Genomic DNA, 15,715 nt, shown 5'->3' with positions numbered 1-15,715 from the left:
CGTGGGCGGTGCGGAGCGACCCGCACTGAAGGTCTCGCGGCAGCGGGAGACGGTCTAATCAGGCCCGGTGGAGCGTGGCGTCACGTCCTGCCGGGCCAATTGCTTATGGTGTGGACGACACGATGGACAAGGTTCCGATCACGATCCGTGGCTTTGCGGCTCTGGAGGAGGAGCTGAAGCACCGCCAGCAGGTGGAGCGCCCGCGGATCATCCAGGCGATCTCGGAGGCGCGGGCGCTCGGCGACCTCTCGGAGAACGCCGAGTACCATGCTGCCAAGGAAGCCCAGTCCCTCAACGAGGGGCGCGTGCTCGAATTGGAGAGCCTGATCTCCCGTGCGGAGGTGATCGACGTCACGAAGCTCTCGGGCACGAAGGTGAAGTTCGGCGCCACGGTCCAGCTCATCGACGAGGACACCGAGGAAGAGAAGACCTACCAGATCGTCGGCGAGCCGGAGGCCGACGTGCGGTCGGGCCGCGTCTCGATCACCTCGCCGGTGGCGCGCGCGCTGATCGGCAAGGGCGTGGGCGACACGGTGGAAGTGTCCACGCCGGGCGGCGGCAAGTCCTACGAGATCGTGGGCATCCGCTACGTCGCCTGAGCGTTGCCGGGAAGCGCAGCCTCGCGCCATCAGACTTGCGCCGAGCAAGTCTGATGGCGGCTTTCGTTCTGCATCATCGTCACCGCCGGACCGGTGACCATTGCGGCGAAGGATGCTGGGGACCGTCGTCGGGTTCGGGAGAGATCGGATGAGGCGCTGGTTGACGCTCGCGGCCGCGGGGCTCGCATTCCTGACGGCTCCGCTGCGGGCGGAGCCCCTGGACGGCGGGACCCGCTTCTCCGCCGTCCGGGTCGATGTCGGCCCGTTGCGGGCGCGCGGGCTCGACGGTTTCGCCGAGACCGTGGCGGGCGATCTGCGGGCGGCCCTCGCCCGGAACTTCGCGGACCGCGTCGGCGGCCCCGGGCCCGTCCTCGTCGTGCGGGTGACGGGCGTGTCGCTGAACGCTTATGCGGGCAGCGACGGCCGCTTCGGCCGGGGCGGCGGCGCGACCAACACCGACTACCTCGACGGCGAAGCCCTGGTCCTCGGGCGCCGGGGCGAGGTGCTGCTGCGCCATCCGCAGCTTTCGGCGACGCCGGCCAGTTCCGGCGGCGCCTGGTACGATCCCGAGTCGGAGCGCCGCCGCGTCAGCGCCCTCGCCGAGCACTACGCGTGGTGGCTGCGGCGGGGCCTGGGGCTGGACTGAGCGGCCCCGCAGACGAGGCTCGGCCGCGCGGCGGCGTCAGACCGCCAGCGTCTCCCGCACCGTTGCGGGCCAGCCCGCCACGTCGAGCCCGTGCGTCGCGAACAGGGCCACGGCGAGCCGGTCGATGCCGAAGGCGACGCAGCCCGTATGGGCTGGCTCACCCGACGCATCGCGCAGGTTCCAGGTCGTGCCGAAATGCTCGCGGTGATAGTTGAAGCTCATGCAGGCCGTGGCCGGCCCCTCGCCGCGCAGGGGCACCAGCAGCTCGAACTTCAGGGCCTGTTCCAGCTGGTTCATCGCCATCAGCTGACCGACGCGGCCGAAGAACGGATCACTCGCCTGCGCCACCTCGTAGGTGAGACCGAGCCGGTCGGCGAGGCCCGTGGCCTTCTCCAGCCAGCGCTGCCGGAAATCCTGGATCTGCTCCGGCGTCCCGACGCAGACGTATTCCCGCATCCGGAACGATTGCAGCCGGTCGAGATCCTTCGAGGGCTCGCGGCGGAAGCAGTCGCAGGCGACGTCGAACCGGTAGCCCTGGGCCGGCACCGCACCCCGCGCCGCCGCGATCGGGTAGACCGGGTAGCAGGCGGCGGGCGTCAGCACGAGGTCGGCCGATTCGAGCGCCTCGGTCCAGTCGCCGCCCGCGTAGTGCCGGTCGACCGCGCCGCGGATCTCGGCCTCGCTGCCCTCCAGGCAGGACACGCAGCCGAGCAGGTTGGGGAAGCTCTTCAGATAGCCGTGCGTCTCGATCTGGCGCCGGCTCATCACGGGCGGGAAGCGGAAGATCTCGGTCCCCTCCTCGCGCTGCCGCGAGACCAGGGCCTGGAGCGCCTCCACCACCGCCTCGTATCGGCCGGTGCGGGCGTAGACGCCGTCCGCCCCCATGGGGCGGAACAACCCATCGAACAGCCCGTCCAGGGAATTCGCAGCCGCCGGCGCCGCCGGCTTCGTCCAGTTCATCGTCATGGCGACACGCCGCTCCGGATCGGATGAGAGGAAGGATCAATCCCGCAGCGAGGCCGGAACCGTGGCCAGGAGGCTCGTGCCCGCGAGGTTGGCGGTGATGCGATCGTTGTGGATCATGATCGGCGCCGAGAGGATGTCGCGCAGCGCCCGGCCGATGCTGAACGGGCCGTCCTGGCGGTAGCCCGCGAGCCCGCAGGCGCGCATCGCGCTCGACACCGTGGCGAGGGCGAGTTCCGAGGTCTCGACCTTCAGCATCGTGATGGCGGTCTGGAAATCGAGGCTGCCGAGCGCCCTCGCCTCGCCGGCCGCCGCGTAGCGGTCGAGTCCCTGGGCGATCATCCCGCGCAAGGTCCGCAGGGACGAGGCCGCCTTGCCGTACTGGGCGTCGCCCGGCGGCATCTGCCCGCCGGCTCCCCGGGCCGCCTGCCGGACGAAGGCCTGCGCCCGCTCCACGGCACCCGCGGCGATTCCGGCCCAGGCGCTCGACCATAGGATGTGGGAGACCGGCGTCATCGTCTCGGCATGGATGGTCGGGTAGGCCACGGCCAGCACCTGCTCGGGCCGCCCGCGCGCCCGCAGGCGGAACCCGAAGCTGCGGGTGCCCCGCATGCCGAGCGTCTCCCAGCCGCTCAGGCGCTCGAGCGCGTAATCCTCCTTGAGGAATACCGCGAGCACCTGATCGGAGGCGGCGGCGTCGGGCGCGCGGCGCGCCGTCGTCACGACGCCGTCCGCCTCGGCTCCGTAGGAGATCACGGTCGCGGCGCGGTCGAGGATGATGGCCTCGCCGTCTCGCTCGATGGCGGCGGCGCTGGAACGCAGGTTGCCGCCGCCCTGCCCCTCCGTCGTGGAGGAGGCGAGGAGGAGCTGCTCCCGGCAGAGCCGTTCGAGCAGCGCCTCCTGCCAGGTTTGGCCGATTCCATGCCCGACGATGCAGGCGACCTTGGTCAGGTGCATCGCATAGATCATCGCCGTCGAGGCGCAGGCGCGGCCGAGCGCGTAGCAGACGTCGGCCGCCGTGGCGAGGCTCGCCCCCTCGCCGCCGAGTGCCACCGGCACGGTGAGGCCCATCAGCCGCTGGGCCTTGGCGGCCTCGATCGCCTCGGCGGGAAAGCGGCCGTCGCGATCCACCGCCTCCGCGTGGGCCGCGGCGATGCCGGCCACGATCAGGGCGCGCAGGCCCGGCTCGATGGACGTGGCTCGGTCCAAGACCGGCGCGTCACCCGGACGGGTGGTCTGGATCGTCATGGTTCTCCTCGCTGGCCTGATGCCGCGGCACCGCGCCCGCTCTCTTTCGGCGGGTCGCTGGGCTGCTCCTGTGCGAGACGAGACTGCACGCCAAAACCTAAGACATCATGAGGCGGAAATCCGAAACTCAGGGTTCCGACCGTCCGACACGCGCCCTGGCGAAGATCATTAAGTGTAACGGACGTGAACCGGGGCCGGCTGCGCTTGCCGCATCTGCGTGCACGATCTCGAAAGGCCGGCACCCGAGGATGGCATCAGCGCCCATCGTCGCGCGAGAGGTGAGAGATGACCGAGAGTTTGCCCCTAGACGTCGCTGCCCGCGTGGCTCATCTGGTCCGGGACATCCTGGCCCGGAAGGGGATCGAGCGTCGCCCGGACCCCGAGACCTCCCTCACCGAGGCCGGCCTCACCTCCCTCGACCTCGTCAACCTGATGCTGGCCATCGAGGCGGAGTTCGACATCACGATCCCGACGAGCCATCTCAGCCCGCAGAGTTTCCGCACGCTCGCGACCATCGGCGAGATGGTCAGCACGGTCCGCGGCGGCGCGACCCTCGCCGCCTGACCCGCCGGCCGGGTTCTGCGGCCTCCGGCCATGAGGCCGGGCCGAGCGGCCTGGGACCGGGTCCCGATCCTCACCCGCGCCGACCTGACCGGGCTCGGCCGGCGTCTCCGCACGACGAACCCCGCGCGCCGCGATGCCCGCGTGATCGGCGATGGCGCCGAGGCACCGGCGCGGCGCTTCCCCGACCAGGATCACGCCGCCGCGGCGCTCGCCTTCCGGCACGCGGCCGCGATGCGCGCCGGCATCGCTGCGCATGCGGAGCGGGCGGTGTTCCTCGGCCTCGACATCGGCGGACCGTCGCACATGCGGGAGGAGGCGGACGACCTGCGTCGCTCGATCCTGCACCTGACCGACGCGGCGATGACGGGCTACCGGCGGGCGATCATCGACCGGCGCATCACCGTCCTGGACGGCGACCCGTCCGCGCTCGCGATCGTCGCCGCCTTCCTGCTGCGCTGGGCGGGCCCCGCGCGGAGGAGGGCTTCGTGAGCCGCTCCGGGCGCATCGTCCCGCTCGCCGCGCTGGTTCCGGAGGACGACCTGCTCGTGGGTGTCGTCGCCGTCCGGTTCGTGCAGGAGCGGCCGGGCCACGTCACCCTGCAGGTCGTCCCGGGGAGCGGGCCGCTCCCCGACTTCACCCGCACGCTGCTGCGGGTGAACCGGGCCCTCGCGGGTGAGATCGAACTCGGCCTGGAGCTGGTCGAACGGATTCCCACCACCCTGCGCGGCGGGCGCCGTCTGCCCGGCCGGCGCCGCCCGGCGGCCGATGCGTCGCCCGCGAACCGGCTGGTCGCGGTGACGCGGCGCGCCCGGGGGCGGTCCAGCTTGTCAGGCTCGCGTTCCGCGTGCTCAATCGGCCGATGCCCCGATCCCTCGATCCGATCGACCCGACCGCCCCCCCGTCCGGGTCCGAGGCGCCGCGCCAGACCCGGCGCTACGCCCAGAAGCGGGACGCGATCCTGCACGCGGCCGTCGGCCTCTTCAACGAGGCGGGGGTCAAGGGCGCGACGCTCGCCGATGTCGCGCGCCGCGTCGGGCTGATGACCAACAGCGTCACCTATTACTTCCGCCGCAAGGAGGATCTGGCAGCGGCCTGCTTCCTGCACACGATCGCGGCCCTCGACGGGCTCGTCGCCGCGGCGGAGACGGAGGCCGATCCGGCCGCGCGGCTGCGCCGCCTCATCGATCTCGCCCTTGCCAAGCGGGCCGCCGTGGCGGCCGGCGCGGAGCCCGACACCGCCGTCCTCAACGATGTCCGCGCCCTGCCCGAGCCGCAGGCGGAGGCCGTCTTCGCGGCCTATGCGGACCTGTTCCGCCGCCTGCGCGGGCTGTTCGACGAGGGCGGGCTCGACCGGGCGGAGCGCAACGCCCGCACCCACCTGCTGCTCACGGTGCTCCACTCGGTGCGCCTGTGGATCGACCGCTACGAGCCGCGGGATTACGGCCGGGTGGCCGCGCGGATGAGCGATCTCCTGGTGGGCGGTCTCGCGGGCCCCGCCTCCCGCTGGGCACCGGGCATCCTGGCCGAGGCGCCGTCGCCGCCGGAGAGCGAGGTCTCGCCCGAGGCCTTCCTGCGGGCGGCCACCATCCTGATCAACGAGCAGGGTTATCGAGGCGCTTCGGTGGAGAAGATCTCCGGCCTCCTCAAGGTCACCAAGGGTTCATTCTACCACCACAACGACAACAAGGACGACCTCGTCGCCAACTGCTTCGCCCGCAGCTTCGCGCAGGTGCGGCTGGTGCAGGACGCCGCCGACGCGGCGGGCGGCAGCGGCTGGGAGCGCCTCGCCACCGCCTCGGCGACGCTGGTGCGCCGCCAGCTCGGCCCGGCCGGCCCGCTCCTGCGGATCACCGCCTTCAGCGCCCTGCCGGAAGGCCTGCGGACCGAGACCCGCCGCACCATGAACCAGCTCGCCGAGCGCTTCACCTTCTGCCTCGTCGACGGGATGGCGGACGGCTCGGTGCGGGCGCACGATCCCGGCATCGCCGCGCCCCTCGTGAGCAGCATGATCAACGCCGCCGCCGAACTGCCCGCCTGGGTGCCGGGCGTGACGCCCGAGACCGCGGCCGACCTCTACGCCCGCCCCCTCTTCCTCGGCCTGTTCGCACCACCCGCGTAGAAAGCACGGTACGCTCCCTCGGCGTGACGCGGAGCCGGAAGGCTGCGCTGGCGACGCATTCCCGGACTGTGTTTTTCGAAAAGCCGGTTTTGCTGTGCGCCGCTTGGCGCTAGGGTTCGGGCGAGATCAGCGCCGGGGCGCTCCGACCCCGGGCTCGGGAGGAGGCACGCCGATGGATTTCACCCTCTCCGAACGGCAGCGGCACTGGCGCGACCGGGTGGCCGCCTTCATGGACGCGCATGTCCGCCCGGCCGCGCCGGTCTACAAGGCCGAGATGGAGGGATTCGGCAGCGAGCGCTGGCAGCCGGTGCCGGTGATCGAGCGGCTGAAGCCCCTCGCCCGCGAGGCCGGGCTGTGGAACCTCTTCCTGCCGCCCTCGCCCGAGCACGACGACGGCGCATTCCGGGGCGCCGGGCTCACCAACCTCGACTACGCGCTCTGCGCCGAGGAGATGGGCCGCATCCCATGGGCCTCCGAGGTGTTCAACTGCTCCGCCCCGGACACCGGCAACATGGAGGTGCTGCACCGCTACGGCTCCAAGGCCCAGAAAGAGCGCTGGCTGCGCCCCCTGATGGCCGGCGAGATCCGCTCGGCCTTCCTGATGACCGAGCCCGAGGTCGCCTCCTCGGACGCCACCAACATCGAGACCCGCATCCGCCGGGACGGCGACCACTACGTCGTCAGCGGCCGCAAGTGGTGGTCCTCCGGCGTCGGGGATCCGCGCTGCGCCATCGCCATCGTGATGGGCAAGACCGACACCGATGCGCCGCCGCATCAGCAACAATCCCAGATCCTGGTGCCCCTCGATTCGCCCGGGGTGACGGTCGTGCGGATGCTGCCGGTCTTCGGCTACGACGACGCGCCCCACGGCCACGCCGAGGTCATCCTCGACGACGTGCGGGTGCCGGCCGAGAACCTGATCCTCGGCGAGGGCCGCGGCTTCGAGATCGCCCAGGGACGGCTCGGCCCGGGGCGGATCCACCATTGCATGCGCACCATCGGGGTCGCCGAGGAGGCGCTGGAGAAGATGTGCCGGCGGCTGCTCTCGCGGGTCGCCTTCGGCAAGCGCATCGCCGATCACTCGGTCTGGGAGCAGCGCATCGCGGAAGCGCGCATCGACATCGAGATGACGCGCCTTCTCTGCCTGAAGGCCGCCGACATGATGGACAAGGTCGGCAACAAGGGCGCGAAGCTCGAGATCGCGATGATTAAGGTCGCCGCGCCGCGAGCCGCCCTGCGGGTGATCGACGACGCGATCCAGGCCTTCGGCGGCGCGGGCGTCAGCAGCGATGCCGGGCTCGCCTACGCCTATGCGCGCATCCGGACGCTGCGGCTCGCCGACGGCCCGGACGAGGTTCACAACCGCTCGATCGCACGGCTCGAACTCGCCCAGTACGGCAACCGCGAGCGCGCGAAGACCTGATCACTCGCTCAGGCCGCAGGCCGCGAGGCCCGCCCGCATGTGCGGCGGCACCGGCGCCTCGACGGCGATCGGCGGCTTCTTCGGGTAGAGCGGCAGGCTGAGCGCCCGGGCGTGCAGTTGCAGGCCCGGACCGCCCTGGCGCGGGGCGATGCCGTAGATCGAATCGCCGCGGATCGGCCAGCCCAGGGCGGCGCAATGCACGCGCAGCTGGTGCGTGCGGCCGGTCACGGGCTCCAGTTCGAGCCACGCGCTGCCGTCCGGGCCGCGGCCCCGCAGCCGCCAGCGGGTCAGGGCCGGATCGCCGGCGGGATCGGTCTTCATCCACCAGCTGCGCGGATCGTCCGAGCGGCGGGCGAGGGGCAGGTCGATCACCCCCGCCTCCGCCGCGGGCATACCCTCGACGACGGCCCAGTAGGTCTTGCGGGCCTCGCTGCCGGCGAAGAGCCGCCCGAGGCGGGCCAGCGCCTTGGCGTGGCGCCCGAGGGCGAGGCAGCCCGAGGTGTCCCGGTCGAGCCGGTGCGCGGCCTCCGGCCGCCGCGGCAGGCCGAAGCGCAGGGCGTCGAGATGCTGCACCAGGGTCTCGCCCCCCCGCGGCCCGGGATGAACCGGCAAACCGACCGGCTTGTCGATGACGAGCACCAGGGCATCGCGGTAGAGGACGCGCGAGACTATGTCTTCGACGATCATGGCGGCCCTGTCGCCTCGGGAGATGGAAACGTCCGGTGGATCCCTCCGGACGGTGTGGAGCACGCGCGGATGAGCGACAACACCAAGCCCGGCTGGTTCGGCCGCCTGTTCGGACGCCGGGGCGAGGCCGAGAAGGGCCCCACGGAGACGCCGCCCGTCACGCCGTCCGAAGGCGAGCCGGATTACGCCAATGCGGCGGAGAGCGCACCCCCGGCCGCGCCGACCGTGACGGAAGCCTCCCCCGACACGTCCCCGGAGCACGACCTTCCGCCCGAACTCGCCGGTGCCGATCTGCAGCCGATCGACGGGGCGCCCGAGGAGCCGCCGGCCGGCACCGCCGGCCAGCCGCCCGCGACGCCCGAGGAGCCGGAGGGCTCCCTGTCGGGTCCCGAGCCGGCGGCCTTCGTGCAGCCGGAGCCCGTCATCGAGCCGGAACCCGAGGCGCCCGGCGAGAAGCGCGGCTGGTGGAGCCGGCTCACCGGCGGCCTGCGGCGCACCTCCTCGGCCCTGTCCGACCGGGTCACCGGGCTCTTCACCAAGCGCAAGCTCGACGCCACCACCCTGGAGGAGCTGGAGGACGCCCTGATCCAGGCGGATTTCGGCGTCGAGACCGCCATGCGCATCTCCGAGGCGGTGGGCAAGGGCCGCTACGAGAAGGGCATCGCGCCGGACGAGGTGCGCGCCATCCTGGCCGCGGAGGTGGAGCAGGCGCTGGAGCCGGTGGCCCACCCGCTCACGATCGAGTCGGACGCCAAGCCCTTCGTGCTCCTGATGGTCGGGGTGAACGGCGCGGGCAAGACCACGACGATCGGCAAGCTCGCCCAGAAGTTCCGCGCGCAGGGGCGCAGCGTCATGCTGGCCGCGGGCGACACCTTCCGGGCGGCGGCGATCGAGCAGCTCAAGGTCTGGGGCGACCGCACCGGCGCGCCGGTGATCTCCCGGCCGCAGGGCGCGGACGCGGCGGGCCTCGCCTTCGACGCGCTCCAGGCGGCGCGCGAGGCGGGCACGGACGTGCTGATGATCGACACCGCCGGCCGGCTCCAGAACAAGGCCGGCCTGATGGCGGAGCTGGAGAAGATCGTGCGGGTGATCCGCAAGCTCGACGAGACCGCCCCGCACGCCGTGCTGCTCGTGCTGGACGCGACGGTGGGCCAGAACGCGATCAGCCAGGTCGAACTGTTCCAGAAGACCGCGGGCGTCACCGGCCTCGTGATGACGAAGCTCGACGGGACGGCGCGGGGCGGCATCCTGGTCGCCCTCGCGGCGAAGTTCGGCTTGCCGGTGCATTTCATCGGCGTCGGCGAGGGCGTGGACGATCTGGAGCCCTTCACCGCCCGGGACTTCGCGCGCGCCATCGCGGGGCTGGAGAAGGAGAGCTGACGGGAAGCAGGCTCACGGTGCTGCGGGCACGATGTGCGTGCGCGGATCACCGTCTCCTGATGAACGGGAGCGGCGCATCGAACGTTGGCCGCCCCGGGGGGCGACCGCAATGGTCACCAGGGTCCTCCGGGAGAAGGGATGCGGCGCGCGTCCGGACAGTCTAAAGCTCTCGCGCCCGATGCGCGACGTTCCGCGCCCTCCCGAGCCCCCGGCCGACGCAGCAGACCCCGTGCCATGAAGACCGAATCCGTTCCGCCCAAGACCCATCTGCCGCCGCTCATCAAGCTCGCCCTCGAACTCGGGCCGCTCGGCCTGTTCTTCCTGGGCAACGCCTATGCGGACCGCTTCGGCTTCCCCTCCGACAAGAAGCTCTTCGCGGCGACCGGCCTGTTCATCGCCGCGACCCTGGTGGCGCTCGCGGTGCATTACGTGCTGGTGCGGCGCCTGCCGATCATGCCCCTCGTCTCGGGCGTCGTGGTGGTGGTGTTCGGCGGGCTCACGCTCGCCTTGCAGGACGAGCTGTTCATCAAGCTCAAGCCGACCATCGTGAACAGCCTGTTCGGGGCCGTCCTGCTCGGCGGCCTGGCCTTCGGCAAGCCGCTCCTCTCCCTCGTCCTCGACAGCGTGTTCGATCTCGATGCGGAGGGCTGGCGCAAGCTCACCTTCCGCTGGGGCCTGTTCTTCTTCGTGCTGGCGGGGCTGAACGAGCTGGTCTGGCGCACCCAGAGCACGGATTTCTGGGTGAGCTTCAAGGTCTTCGGCATCATGCCGCTCACCATCGCCTTCGCGCTGGCCCAGACCCCGCTCCTGCTGCGCCACGAGCGCAAACCCGCCGACGGGGCCTGACGCGGCCCGGGAACCGGAGGCCGTCGAGGGCGATTCCCGCCCTCATGAGTCCCGATCCCGACCTCGCCGACAAGGCGCTCGCCATCCACCGCCGGCTCTGCGGGGTCTATGGCTGCCCGATCCCCTACTTCCACGATCTCGATCCCCTGAGCGAGCTCGTCTCCTCCCTGCTCTCGCACCGCACCCGCAACGCGGATTCGGGCCGGGCCTTCAAGGCCCTGCGCGCCCGCTACCCGGATTGGGCGATGCTGATCGACGCGCCGACCGGGGAGGTCGAGGCCACCATCGCGGGCGTCACCTGGCCCGAGCTGAAGGCCCCCCGGCTCCAGGCGGTGCTGGCCGCGGTCCGCGTGCGCCACGGTGCGCTGAACCTCGACTTCCTCGGCGGGCTCGACGTCGCGGCGGCCCGTGCATGGCTCGAAGCGATCCCGGGCATCGGCCCGAAGACGAGTGCCGCCGTTCTCGCCTTCTCGTCCCTGCGGAGGCCGGCCCTGCCCGTCGACAGCCATCACCACCGGGTGGCGCAGCGCACCGGCCTGATCGGACCGAAGGTCGATGTCGGCCCCGCCCACGCGATCCTGCGGGCCCAGCTGCCGGCGGCGTGGAGCGCGCAGGACCTCTACGACAACCACGAGGTGCTGATGCTGCACGGGCAGCGCTGCTGCCACCACCGCTCCCCGGCCTGCAGGCGCTGCGTCCTCCTCGATCTCTGCCCGACCGGGCAGGCCCGGATGCCGGAAGCGGCGGTGGCATCCTCGCGCGCCGGGCGGCCCCGCCGCGATGCCGCGGCCCGGACACCTTGACCCGCCGGGGGCATTGGGTCAGAACGCCGCGCCCGCGGGCGGATCGCCCCTCCGGCCCCCCGCTCCCCGGCCCCGATACGAGACGCCGATGCCTGCGTTCCAGGAACTCGTTTTTTCCGGCGTCCAGCCGACCGGAAACCTCCACCTCGGCAACTACCTGGGCGCGATCAAGCGCTTCGTCGCCCTGCAGCCGCAATACGAGACCTGCCTCTACTGCGTGGTCGATCTCCACGCGATCACGGTCTGGCAGGACCCGGCCGAGCTGACGAACCAGATCCGCGAGGTCACCGCGGCCTTCCTCGCCGCCGGTATCGATCCGGCGCGCGCGATCGTGTTCAACCAGAGCCAGGTGCCCCAGCACGCGGAGCTGGCCTGGATCTTCAACTGCGTGGCCCGCCTCGGCTGGCTCAACCGGATGACGCAGTTCAAGGAGAAGGCCGGCAAGGACCGCGAGAACGCCAGCATCGGGCTCTACGATTATCCGGTGCTGATGGCGGCCGACATCCTCGCCTATCGGGCAACCCATGTGCCGGTGGGCGAGGACCAGAAGCAGCACCTCGAACTCACCCGGGACATCGCCCAGAAGTTCAACAACGACTTCGCCGGCTGGATCGCCGCGCACGGCCACGGCGAGGCGTTCTTTCCCCTCACCGAGCCGCTGATCGGCGGCCCGGCCGCCCGGGTGATGTCCCTGCGCGACGGCACCAAGAAGATGTCGAAGTCGGACCCCTCCGACTATTCGCGCATCAACCTCACGGACGACGCCGACGCCATCGCCCAGAAGGTGCGCAAGGCCAAGACCGATGCCGAGCCCCTGCCCTCCGAGGTCGACGGCCTCGCCGGGCGGCCCGAGGCGGACAACCTCGTCGGCATCTTCGCGGCCCTGCGCGACGTCGCGCGCGAGGACGTGCTGCGCGATTACGGCGGCGCCCAGTTCTCGGCCTTCAAGGGCGCCCTCGTGGATCTCGCGGTGGAGAAGCTCGGGCCGATCGGCGGCGAGATGAAGCGCCTCGTGGCCGATCCCGCCTATATCGATCGGGTGCTGGCGGACGGCGCCGACCGCGCCGAGGCGATCGCGGCGCCGAACCTCGCTGCCGTGAAGGACATCGTCGGCTTCGTGCGGAAGCGGTAAGGCCGCCGGAGCCCGCGGGGCCGGCCGGGAGGACAGACCGGATGGCCATCCAAGCCCTGATCTTCGACGTCTTCGGGACGCTGCTCGATTGGCACGGCGGCGTCGCCCGTGAGGCGGAGCGGCTCCTGCACCCGCACCGGCCCGGCCTCGACGGCGGCGCCTTCGCGCGGGCGTGGCGCGGACGCTATCAACCGGGCATGGAGCCGATCCGGCAGGGATCGCGGGACTTCGCCGACCTCGACACGCTGCATGCCGAGAGCCTGGAGGAGATTCTCGCCGCCGAGGGCCTGTCCGGCGTGCCGCCCGAGACCAAACGCGACCTCGTCCTCGCGTGGCACCGCCTCGACGCGTGGCCGGACGTGGCCGCGGGGCTCGCGCGGCTGAAGCAGCGCTTCCTGCTCGCCCCCTGCTCGAATGCGCATATCCGCCTCGCCATCGCGCATGCCCGCCGCAACGGCCTGCCCTGGGACGCGATCCTCGGGGCGGAGATCGCCCGCGACTACAAGCCCAAGCCCGCCGTCTACCTCAAGGCCGTCGAGGCGCTGCGCCTCGCCCCCGGCGAGGTCATGATGGTGGCTGCGCATTCCTCCGACCTCGCGGCGGCGGCGGCCTGCGGCCTCGCCACCGGGCACATCGCCCGCCCCGACGAGACGGGGCCGGGCCGCGGCGAGACCGGGCCGAGCCTGCCCGTCGACGTGGCGGCAGCGGATCTCGAGGACCTCGCCCGTCTGCTCGGCGGCTGACCGGGTCCCGTCCGCTCAGCCCTCGCCCCGCATCACGCGGCCGACATAGTCGTCCACCGCGATCGCGCCCTCCTGGCGGGCCCGGGCGGCATCCGCCTCGGGCAGCACGTCCTGCACCATCTCCAGGCGCTTCCAGAGGGCGAGCGGCGTCTCGCGGCCCTCCTCCGGCACGTAGCGCGAGTCGTGCACCTTCCGGTAGGTGTGGACGTAGCGGGGGCAATTGACCCAGACCTTCGCCACCTCGACCCGCACGAGGTATTTGGCCTCCGGGTAGGCGGCGAGCAGCGGCCCCTCGCGCTCCAGCCGCGCCGTCCCCTGTGCGCGCAGCCGGTGGGGCGTCTCGAAGTCGATGAACAGGAGCCCGACCCGCCCCTGCCCGGCGATGTTGCCCACCGAGTAGAACATCCCGTTGCCGTCGTAGCCCGGGAAGACGAGGGTCTTCTCGTCGATCACCCGCACGAAGCCGGGCTTGCCGCCCTTGTAGGAGACGGTCGGGTTGCCGTCCGGATCGACGGTCGAGAGGAAGACCATGTCCCTCCCCTCGATGAAGGCCCGTTCCTCGGGGAGGATGGCGTCATGGACATGGTCGGTGTCGAGGCGCTCGGCCAGCTTCGTCGTGCCGAACTCGTCCTGCAGGGCACGATGCGCCTGCGAGTAGAGCGACCCCATGGCGTCCTCCTGATGTCGTTCTCGTTGGGCGCGATCATCACGGCCCGGGCCGGCCCGCGCAATCGGCCCTTCGTGCACGAAGCCTTCGGGGCACGAAAAAGCCGGCCCCGCTCGCGCGGGGCCGGCCCTGACGGACGAAGACGCGCTCAGTTCTTCGACTTGTCGACCAGCGCCTTCTCCTTGATCCACGGCATCATGCCGCGCAGGCGCTCGCCGACCTCCTCGATCGGGTGGGCGGCGTTGCGGGCGCGGGTGGCCTTGAACGAGGTCTGGTTGACCTTGTTCTCCAGCATCCAGTTGCGCGTGAAGGTGCCCGACTGGATGTCGGTGAGCACCCGCTTCATCTCCGCCTTGGTCTCGGGCGTGATGATGCGCGGCCCCGTCACGTACTCGCCGTACTCGGCGGTGTTCGAGATCGAGTAGTTCATGTTGGCGATGCCGCCCTCGTAGATGAGGTCGACGATCAGCTTCACCTCGTGGAGGCACTCGAAATAGGCCATCTCGGGGGCGTAGCCGCCCTCGACGAGGGTCTCGAAGCCGGCCTTGATCAGCTCGACGAGGCCGCCGCAGAGCACGACCTGCTCACCGAACAGGTCGGTCTCGCACTCCTCCTTGAAGGTCGTCTCGATGATGCCGGCGCGGCCGCCGCCATTCGCCGAGGCGTAGGAGAGGCCGAGGTCGTGGGCGTTGCCCGAGGCGTCCTGCGCGATGGCGATCAGGGTCGGCACGCCGCCGCCGCGCAGGTACTCGGAGCGCACCGTGTGGCCCGGGCCCTTCGGGGCGACCATCAGCACGTCGAGGTCCTGGCGGGGCTCGATGAGGTTGAAGTGGACGTTGAGGCCGTGCGCGAAGAGGAGGGCCGCGCCCTGCTTCATCTGGCCGTGCAGGGATTCGCGGTAGATGTCGCCCTGCAGCTCGTCGGGCGTCAGCATCATGACGACGTCGGCCTGGGCGGCGGCCTCGGCGACCTCCATGACCTTGAAGCCCTCGGCCTCGGCCTTCTTGGCGCTCGCCGAGCCCTTGCGCAGGGCGATGACGATGTCCTTCACGCCGGAATCGCGCAGGTTCAGGGCGTGGGCGTGGCCCTGACTGCCGTACCCGACGATGACGACCTTCTTGCCCTTGATGAGATTGATGTCGGCGTCGCGATCGTAATAGACCCGCATGGCGGCTCCCCCTTGATCGAGTTGGTGGAGGTGGTGGGACGCTCCGGGCGCTGAGCGGCCGTGCGATGCGGCGGCTTTTAGCCGGGCTATTCGCGACAGGGAATAGGCATTGCGGCGAGACTCGCGCGGATCGGGTCCGCGTCTCGGGAAGACTTGAGGGGGGAGACGCGTGGGCGGCCCGCAAGCGGCGATTGCACCCGGTGACGTGCTGGCATTCTGGCGTGCAGCGGGGACGGAGCGCTGGTTCACGGCCGATCCCGGGTTCGACAGGGCCTGCCACGCCTTCCTGGCCGCACACGAGGCGGCATCCCGGGGCGAACTCGCCGCCTGGGAGGCGGAACCGGAGGGCGCCCTCGCCCTCATCCTCCTCCTCGACCAGTTCCCGCGCAACCTCTTTCGCGGCACCGAGCGGGCCTACGCCAGCGACGCGGCGGCCCTCGCCGCGGCCGGGCGCGCGCTCGCCCGCGGCCACGACCGGGCGATCGAGCCGGCGATGCGCGCCTTCCTCTACATGCCCTTCATGCATGCGGAGGATCCGGCTGTGCAGGAGCAAAGCCTCGCCCTGTTCGCGGCGCTGGGCGATGCGGACCAGCTCGCCTCCGCCCGCCGGCACCGCGACCTCATCCGCCGCTTCGGCCGCTTCCCGCATCGCAACCCGATCCTCGGACGCCCCGAGACGCCGCAGGAGCGGGATTACCTCGCGGGCGCGGACGCCTTCCGGGGCTGA

17 protein-coding genes are annotated in these 15,715 nt (G+C 71.5%); 12 read left to right on the top strand and 5 right to left on the bottom strand.

What is annotated here, in order from left to right; translation table 11 throughout:
- Positions 1 to 122 precede the first annotated feature (122 nt).
- On the top strand, positions 123 to 599 hold the full coding sequence (greA, locus tag ACE101_RS19580; protein WP_379132940.1) for a transcription elongation factor GreA: 477 nt from the start codon (positions 123 to 125) through the stop codon (positions 597 to 599).
- Positions 600 to 747: 148 nt separating this feature from the next.
- A complete protein-coding gene (locus ACE101_RS19575; RefSeq protein WP_379132937.1) occupies positions 748 to 1,245 on the top strand; it encodes a hypothetical protein in 498 nt (165 codons plus the stop codon).
- A gap of 36 nt (positions 1,246 to 1,281) precedes the next feature.
- Here the strand turns inward: ACE101_RS19575 and ACE101_RS19570 are convergent, their stop codons facing one another.
- Positions 1,282 to 2,211, bottom strand: a complete 930-nt coding sequence (locus ACE101_RS19570; protein ID WP_379132934.1) for an amino acid--[acyl-carrier-protein] ligase — start codon at positions 2,209 to 2,211, stop codon at positions 1,282 to 1,284.
- A gap of 36 nt (positions 2,212 to 2,247) precedes the next feature.
- Complete coding sequence (locus ACE101_RS19565; RefSeq protein ID WP_379132932.1) at positions 2,248 to 3,456, bottom strand: acyl-CoA dehydrogenase family protein; 1,209 nt, start codon at positions 3,454 to 3,456, stop codon at positions 2,248 to 2,250.
- 285 nt (positions 3,457 to 3,741) lie between these two features.
- Here ACE101_RS19565 and ACE101_RS19560 point away from each other — a divergent pair, with 285 nt between their 5' ends.
- The 4 genes from ACE101_RS19560 to ACE101_RS19545 all read left to right on the top strand — a co-directional run bounded on the left by ACE101_RS19560 (position 3,742) and on the right by ACE101_RS19545 (position 7,562).
- A complete protein-coding gene (locus ACE101_RS19560) occupies positions 3,742 to 4,020 on the top strand; it encodes a phosphopantetheine-binding protein (RefSeq protein ID WP_379132929.1) in 279 nt (92 codons plus the stop codon).
- A gap of 30 nt (positions 4,021 to 4,050) precedes the next feature.
- Entirely contained in the window at positions 4,051 to 4,509 is a 459-nt protein-coding gene (locus ACE101_RS19555; RefSeq protein WP_379132927.1) for a hypothetical protein, read from the top strand.
- Positions 4,510 to 4,879: 370 nt separating this feature from the next.
- On the top strand, positions 4,880 to 6,139 hold the full coding sequence (locus ACE101_RS19550) for a TetR/AcrR family transcriptional regulator (RefSeq protein WP_379132925.1): 1,260 nt from the start codon (positions 4,880 to 4,882) through the stop codon (positions 6,137 to 6,139).
- Between the two features lie 172 nt (positions 6,140 to 6,311).
- The gene (locus tag ACE101_RS19545; protein WP_379132922.1) at positions 6,312 to 7,562 is read left to right on the top strand and encodes an acyl-CoA dehydrogenase family protein; all 1,251 of its coding nucleotides are present in this window, start codon (positions 6,312 to 6,314) and stop codon (positions 7,560 to 7,562) included.
- On the opposite strand, the gene ACE101_RS19540 is transcribed toward ACE101_RS19545, so the two are convergent.
- A complete protein-coding gene (locus ACE101_RS19540) occupies positions 7,563 to 8,249 on the bottom strand; it encodes an RluA family pseudouridine synthase (RefSeq protein WP_379132919.1) in 687 nt (228 codons plus the stop codon).
- A 69-nt stretch (positions 8,250 to 8,318) separates the two neighbouring features.
- Between ACE101_RS19540 and ftsY the strand changes: the two genes are divergently transcribed.
- The 5 genes from ftsY to ACE101_RS19515 all read left to right on the top strand — a co-directional run bounded on the left by ftsY (position 8,319) and on the right by ACE101_RS19515 (position 13,153).
- Positions 8,319 to 9,629, top strand: a complete 1,311-nt coding sequence (gene ftsY / locus ACE101_RS19535; RefSeq protein ID WP_379132916.1) for a signal recognition particle-docking protein FtsY — start codon at positions 8,319 to 8,321, stop codon at positions 9,627 to 9,629.
- Positions 9,630 to 9,863: 234 nt separating this feature from the next.
- Complete coding sequence (locus tag ACE101_RS19530) at positions 9,864 to 10,475, top strand: septation protein A (protein ID WP_379132914.1); 612 nt, start codon at positions 9,864 to 9,866, stop codon at positions 10,473 to 10,475.
- A 44-nt stretch (positions 10,476 to 10,519) separates the two neighbouring features.
- The gene (locus ACE101_RS19525; RefSeq protein WP_379132911.1) at positions 10,520 to 11,278 is read left to right on the top strand and encodes an endonuclease III domain-containing protein; all 759 of its coding nucleotides are present in this window, start codon (positions 10,520 to 10,522) and stop codon (positions 11,276 to 11,278) included.
- Positions 11,279 to 11,366: 88 nt separating this feature from the next.
- The gene (gene trpS / locus ACE101_RS19520; protein WP_379132908.1) at positions 11,367 to 12,410 is read left to right on the top strand and encodes a tryptophan--tRNA ligase; all 1,044 of its coding nucleotides are present in this window, start codon (positions 11,367 to 11,369) and stop codon (positions 12,408 to 12,410) included.
- 41 nt (positions 12,411 to 12,451) lie between these two features.
- The gene (locus tag ACE101_RS19515) at positions 12,452 to 13,153 is read left to right on the top strand and encodes a haloacid dehalogenase type II (RefSeq protein ID WP_379132905.1); all 702 of its coding nucleotides are present in this window, start codon (positions 12,452 to 12,454) and stop codon (positions 13,151 to 13,153) included.
- A gap of 15 nt (positions 13,154 to 13,168) precedes the next feature.
- On the opposite strand, the gene ACE101_RS19510 is transcribed toward ACE101_RS19515, so the two are convergent.
- Entirely contained in the window at positions 13,169 to 13,822 is a 654-nt protein-coding gene (locus ACE101_RS19510) for a pyridoxamine 5'-phosphate oxidase family protein (RefSeq protein ID WP_379132902.1), read from the bottom strand.
- Positions 13,823 to 13,968: 146 nt separating this feature from the next.
- Positions 13,969 to 15,237, bottom strand: a complete 1,269-nt coding sequence (ilvC, locus tag ACE101_RS19505) for a ketol-acid reductoisomerase (RefSeq protein WP_379132900.1) — start codon at positions 15,235 to 15,237, stop codon at positions 13,969 to 13,971.
- Between ilvC and ACE101_RS19500 the strand changes: the two genes are divergently transcribed.
- Positions 15,194 to 15,715, top strand: a complete 522-nt coding sequence (locus tag ACE101_RS19500) for a DUF924 family protein (protein ID WP_379132898.1) — start codon at positions 15,194 to 15,196, stop codon at positions 15,713 to 15,715. The genes ilvC and ACE101_RS19500 overlap by 44 nt on opposite strands.

It is taken from the genome of Methylobacterium carpenticola (assembly GCF_042748905.1).
GTDB lineage: Bacteria > Pseudomonadota > Alphaproteobacteria > Rhizobiales > Beijerinckiaceae > Methylobacterium > Methylobacterium carpenticola.
This window is presented reverse-complemented; position numbering and strand designations above follow the sequence as displayed.

Excerpts from the sequence above, each read along its gene's own strand:
- ACE101_RS19515 (WP_379132905.1), top strand. The coding sequence starts at position 12,452 with ATGGCCATCCAAGCCCTGATCTTCGACGTCTTCGGGACGCTGCTCGAT.
- ACE101_RS19560 (WP_379132929.1), top strand. The coding sequence starts at position 3,742 with ATGACCGAGAGTTTGCCCCTAGACGTCGCTGCCCGCGTGGCTCATCTG.
- ACE101_RS19510 (WP_379132902.1), bottom strand. The coding sequence starts at position 13,822 with ATGGGGTCGCTCTACTCGCAGGCGCATCGTGCCCTGCAGGACGAGTTC.
- ACE101_RS19530 (WP_379132914.1), top strand. The coding sequence starts at position 9,864 with ATGAAGACCGAATCCGTTCCGCCCAAGACCCATCTGCCGCCGCTCATC.
- ACE101_RS19555 (WP_379132927.1), top strand. The coding sequence starts at position 4,051 with ATGAGGCCGGGCCGAGCGGCCTGGGACCGGGTCCCGATCCTCACCCGC.
- ACE101_RS19540 (WP_379132919.1), bottom strand. The coding sequence starts at position 8,249 with ATGATCGTCGAAGACATAGTCTCGCGCGTCCTCTACCGCGATGCCCTG.
- greA (WP_379132940.1), top strand. The coding sequence starts at position 123 with ATGGACAAGGTTCCGATCACGATCCGTGGCTTTGCGGCTCTGGAGGAG.
- ftsY (WP_379132916.1), top strand. The coding sequence starts at position 8,319 with ATGAGCGACAACACCAAGCCCGGCTGGTTCGGCCGCCTGTTCGGACGC.
- ACE101_RS19575 (WP_379132937.1), top strand. The coding sequence starts at position 748 with ATGAGGCGCTGGTTGACGCTCGCGGCCGCGGGGCTCGCATTCCTGACG.
- ACE101_RS19565 (WP_379132932.1), bottom strand. The coding sequence starts at position 3,456 with ATGACGATCCAGACCACCCGTCCGGGTGACGCGCCGGTCTTGGACCGA.
- ACE101_RS19545 (WP_379132922.1), top strand. The coding sequence starts at position 6,312 with ATGGATTTCACCCTCTCCGAACGGCAGCGGCACTGGCGCGACCGGGTG.
- ACE101_RS19550 (WP_379132925.1), top strand. The coding sequence starts at position 4,880 with ATGCCCCGATCCCTCGATCCGATCGACCCGACCGCCCCCCCGTCCGGG.
- ACE101_RS19570 (WP_379132934.1), bottom strand. The coding sequence starts at position 2,211 with ATGACGATGAACTGGACGAAGCCGGCGGCGCCGGCGGCTGCGAATTCC.
- ACE101_RS19525 (WP_379132911.1), top strand. The coding sequence starts at position 10,520 with ATGAGTCCCGATCCCGACCTCGCCGACAAGGCGCTCGCCATCCACCGC.
- trpS (WP_379132908.1), top strand. The coding sequence starts at position 11,367 with ATGCCTGCGTTCCAGGAACTCGTTTTTTCCGGCGTCCAGCCGACCGGA.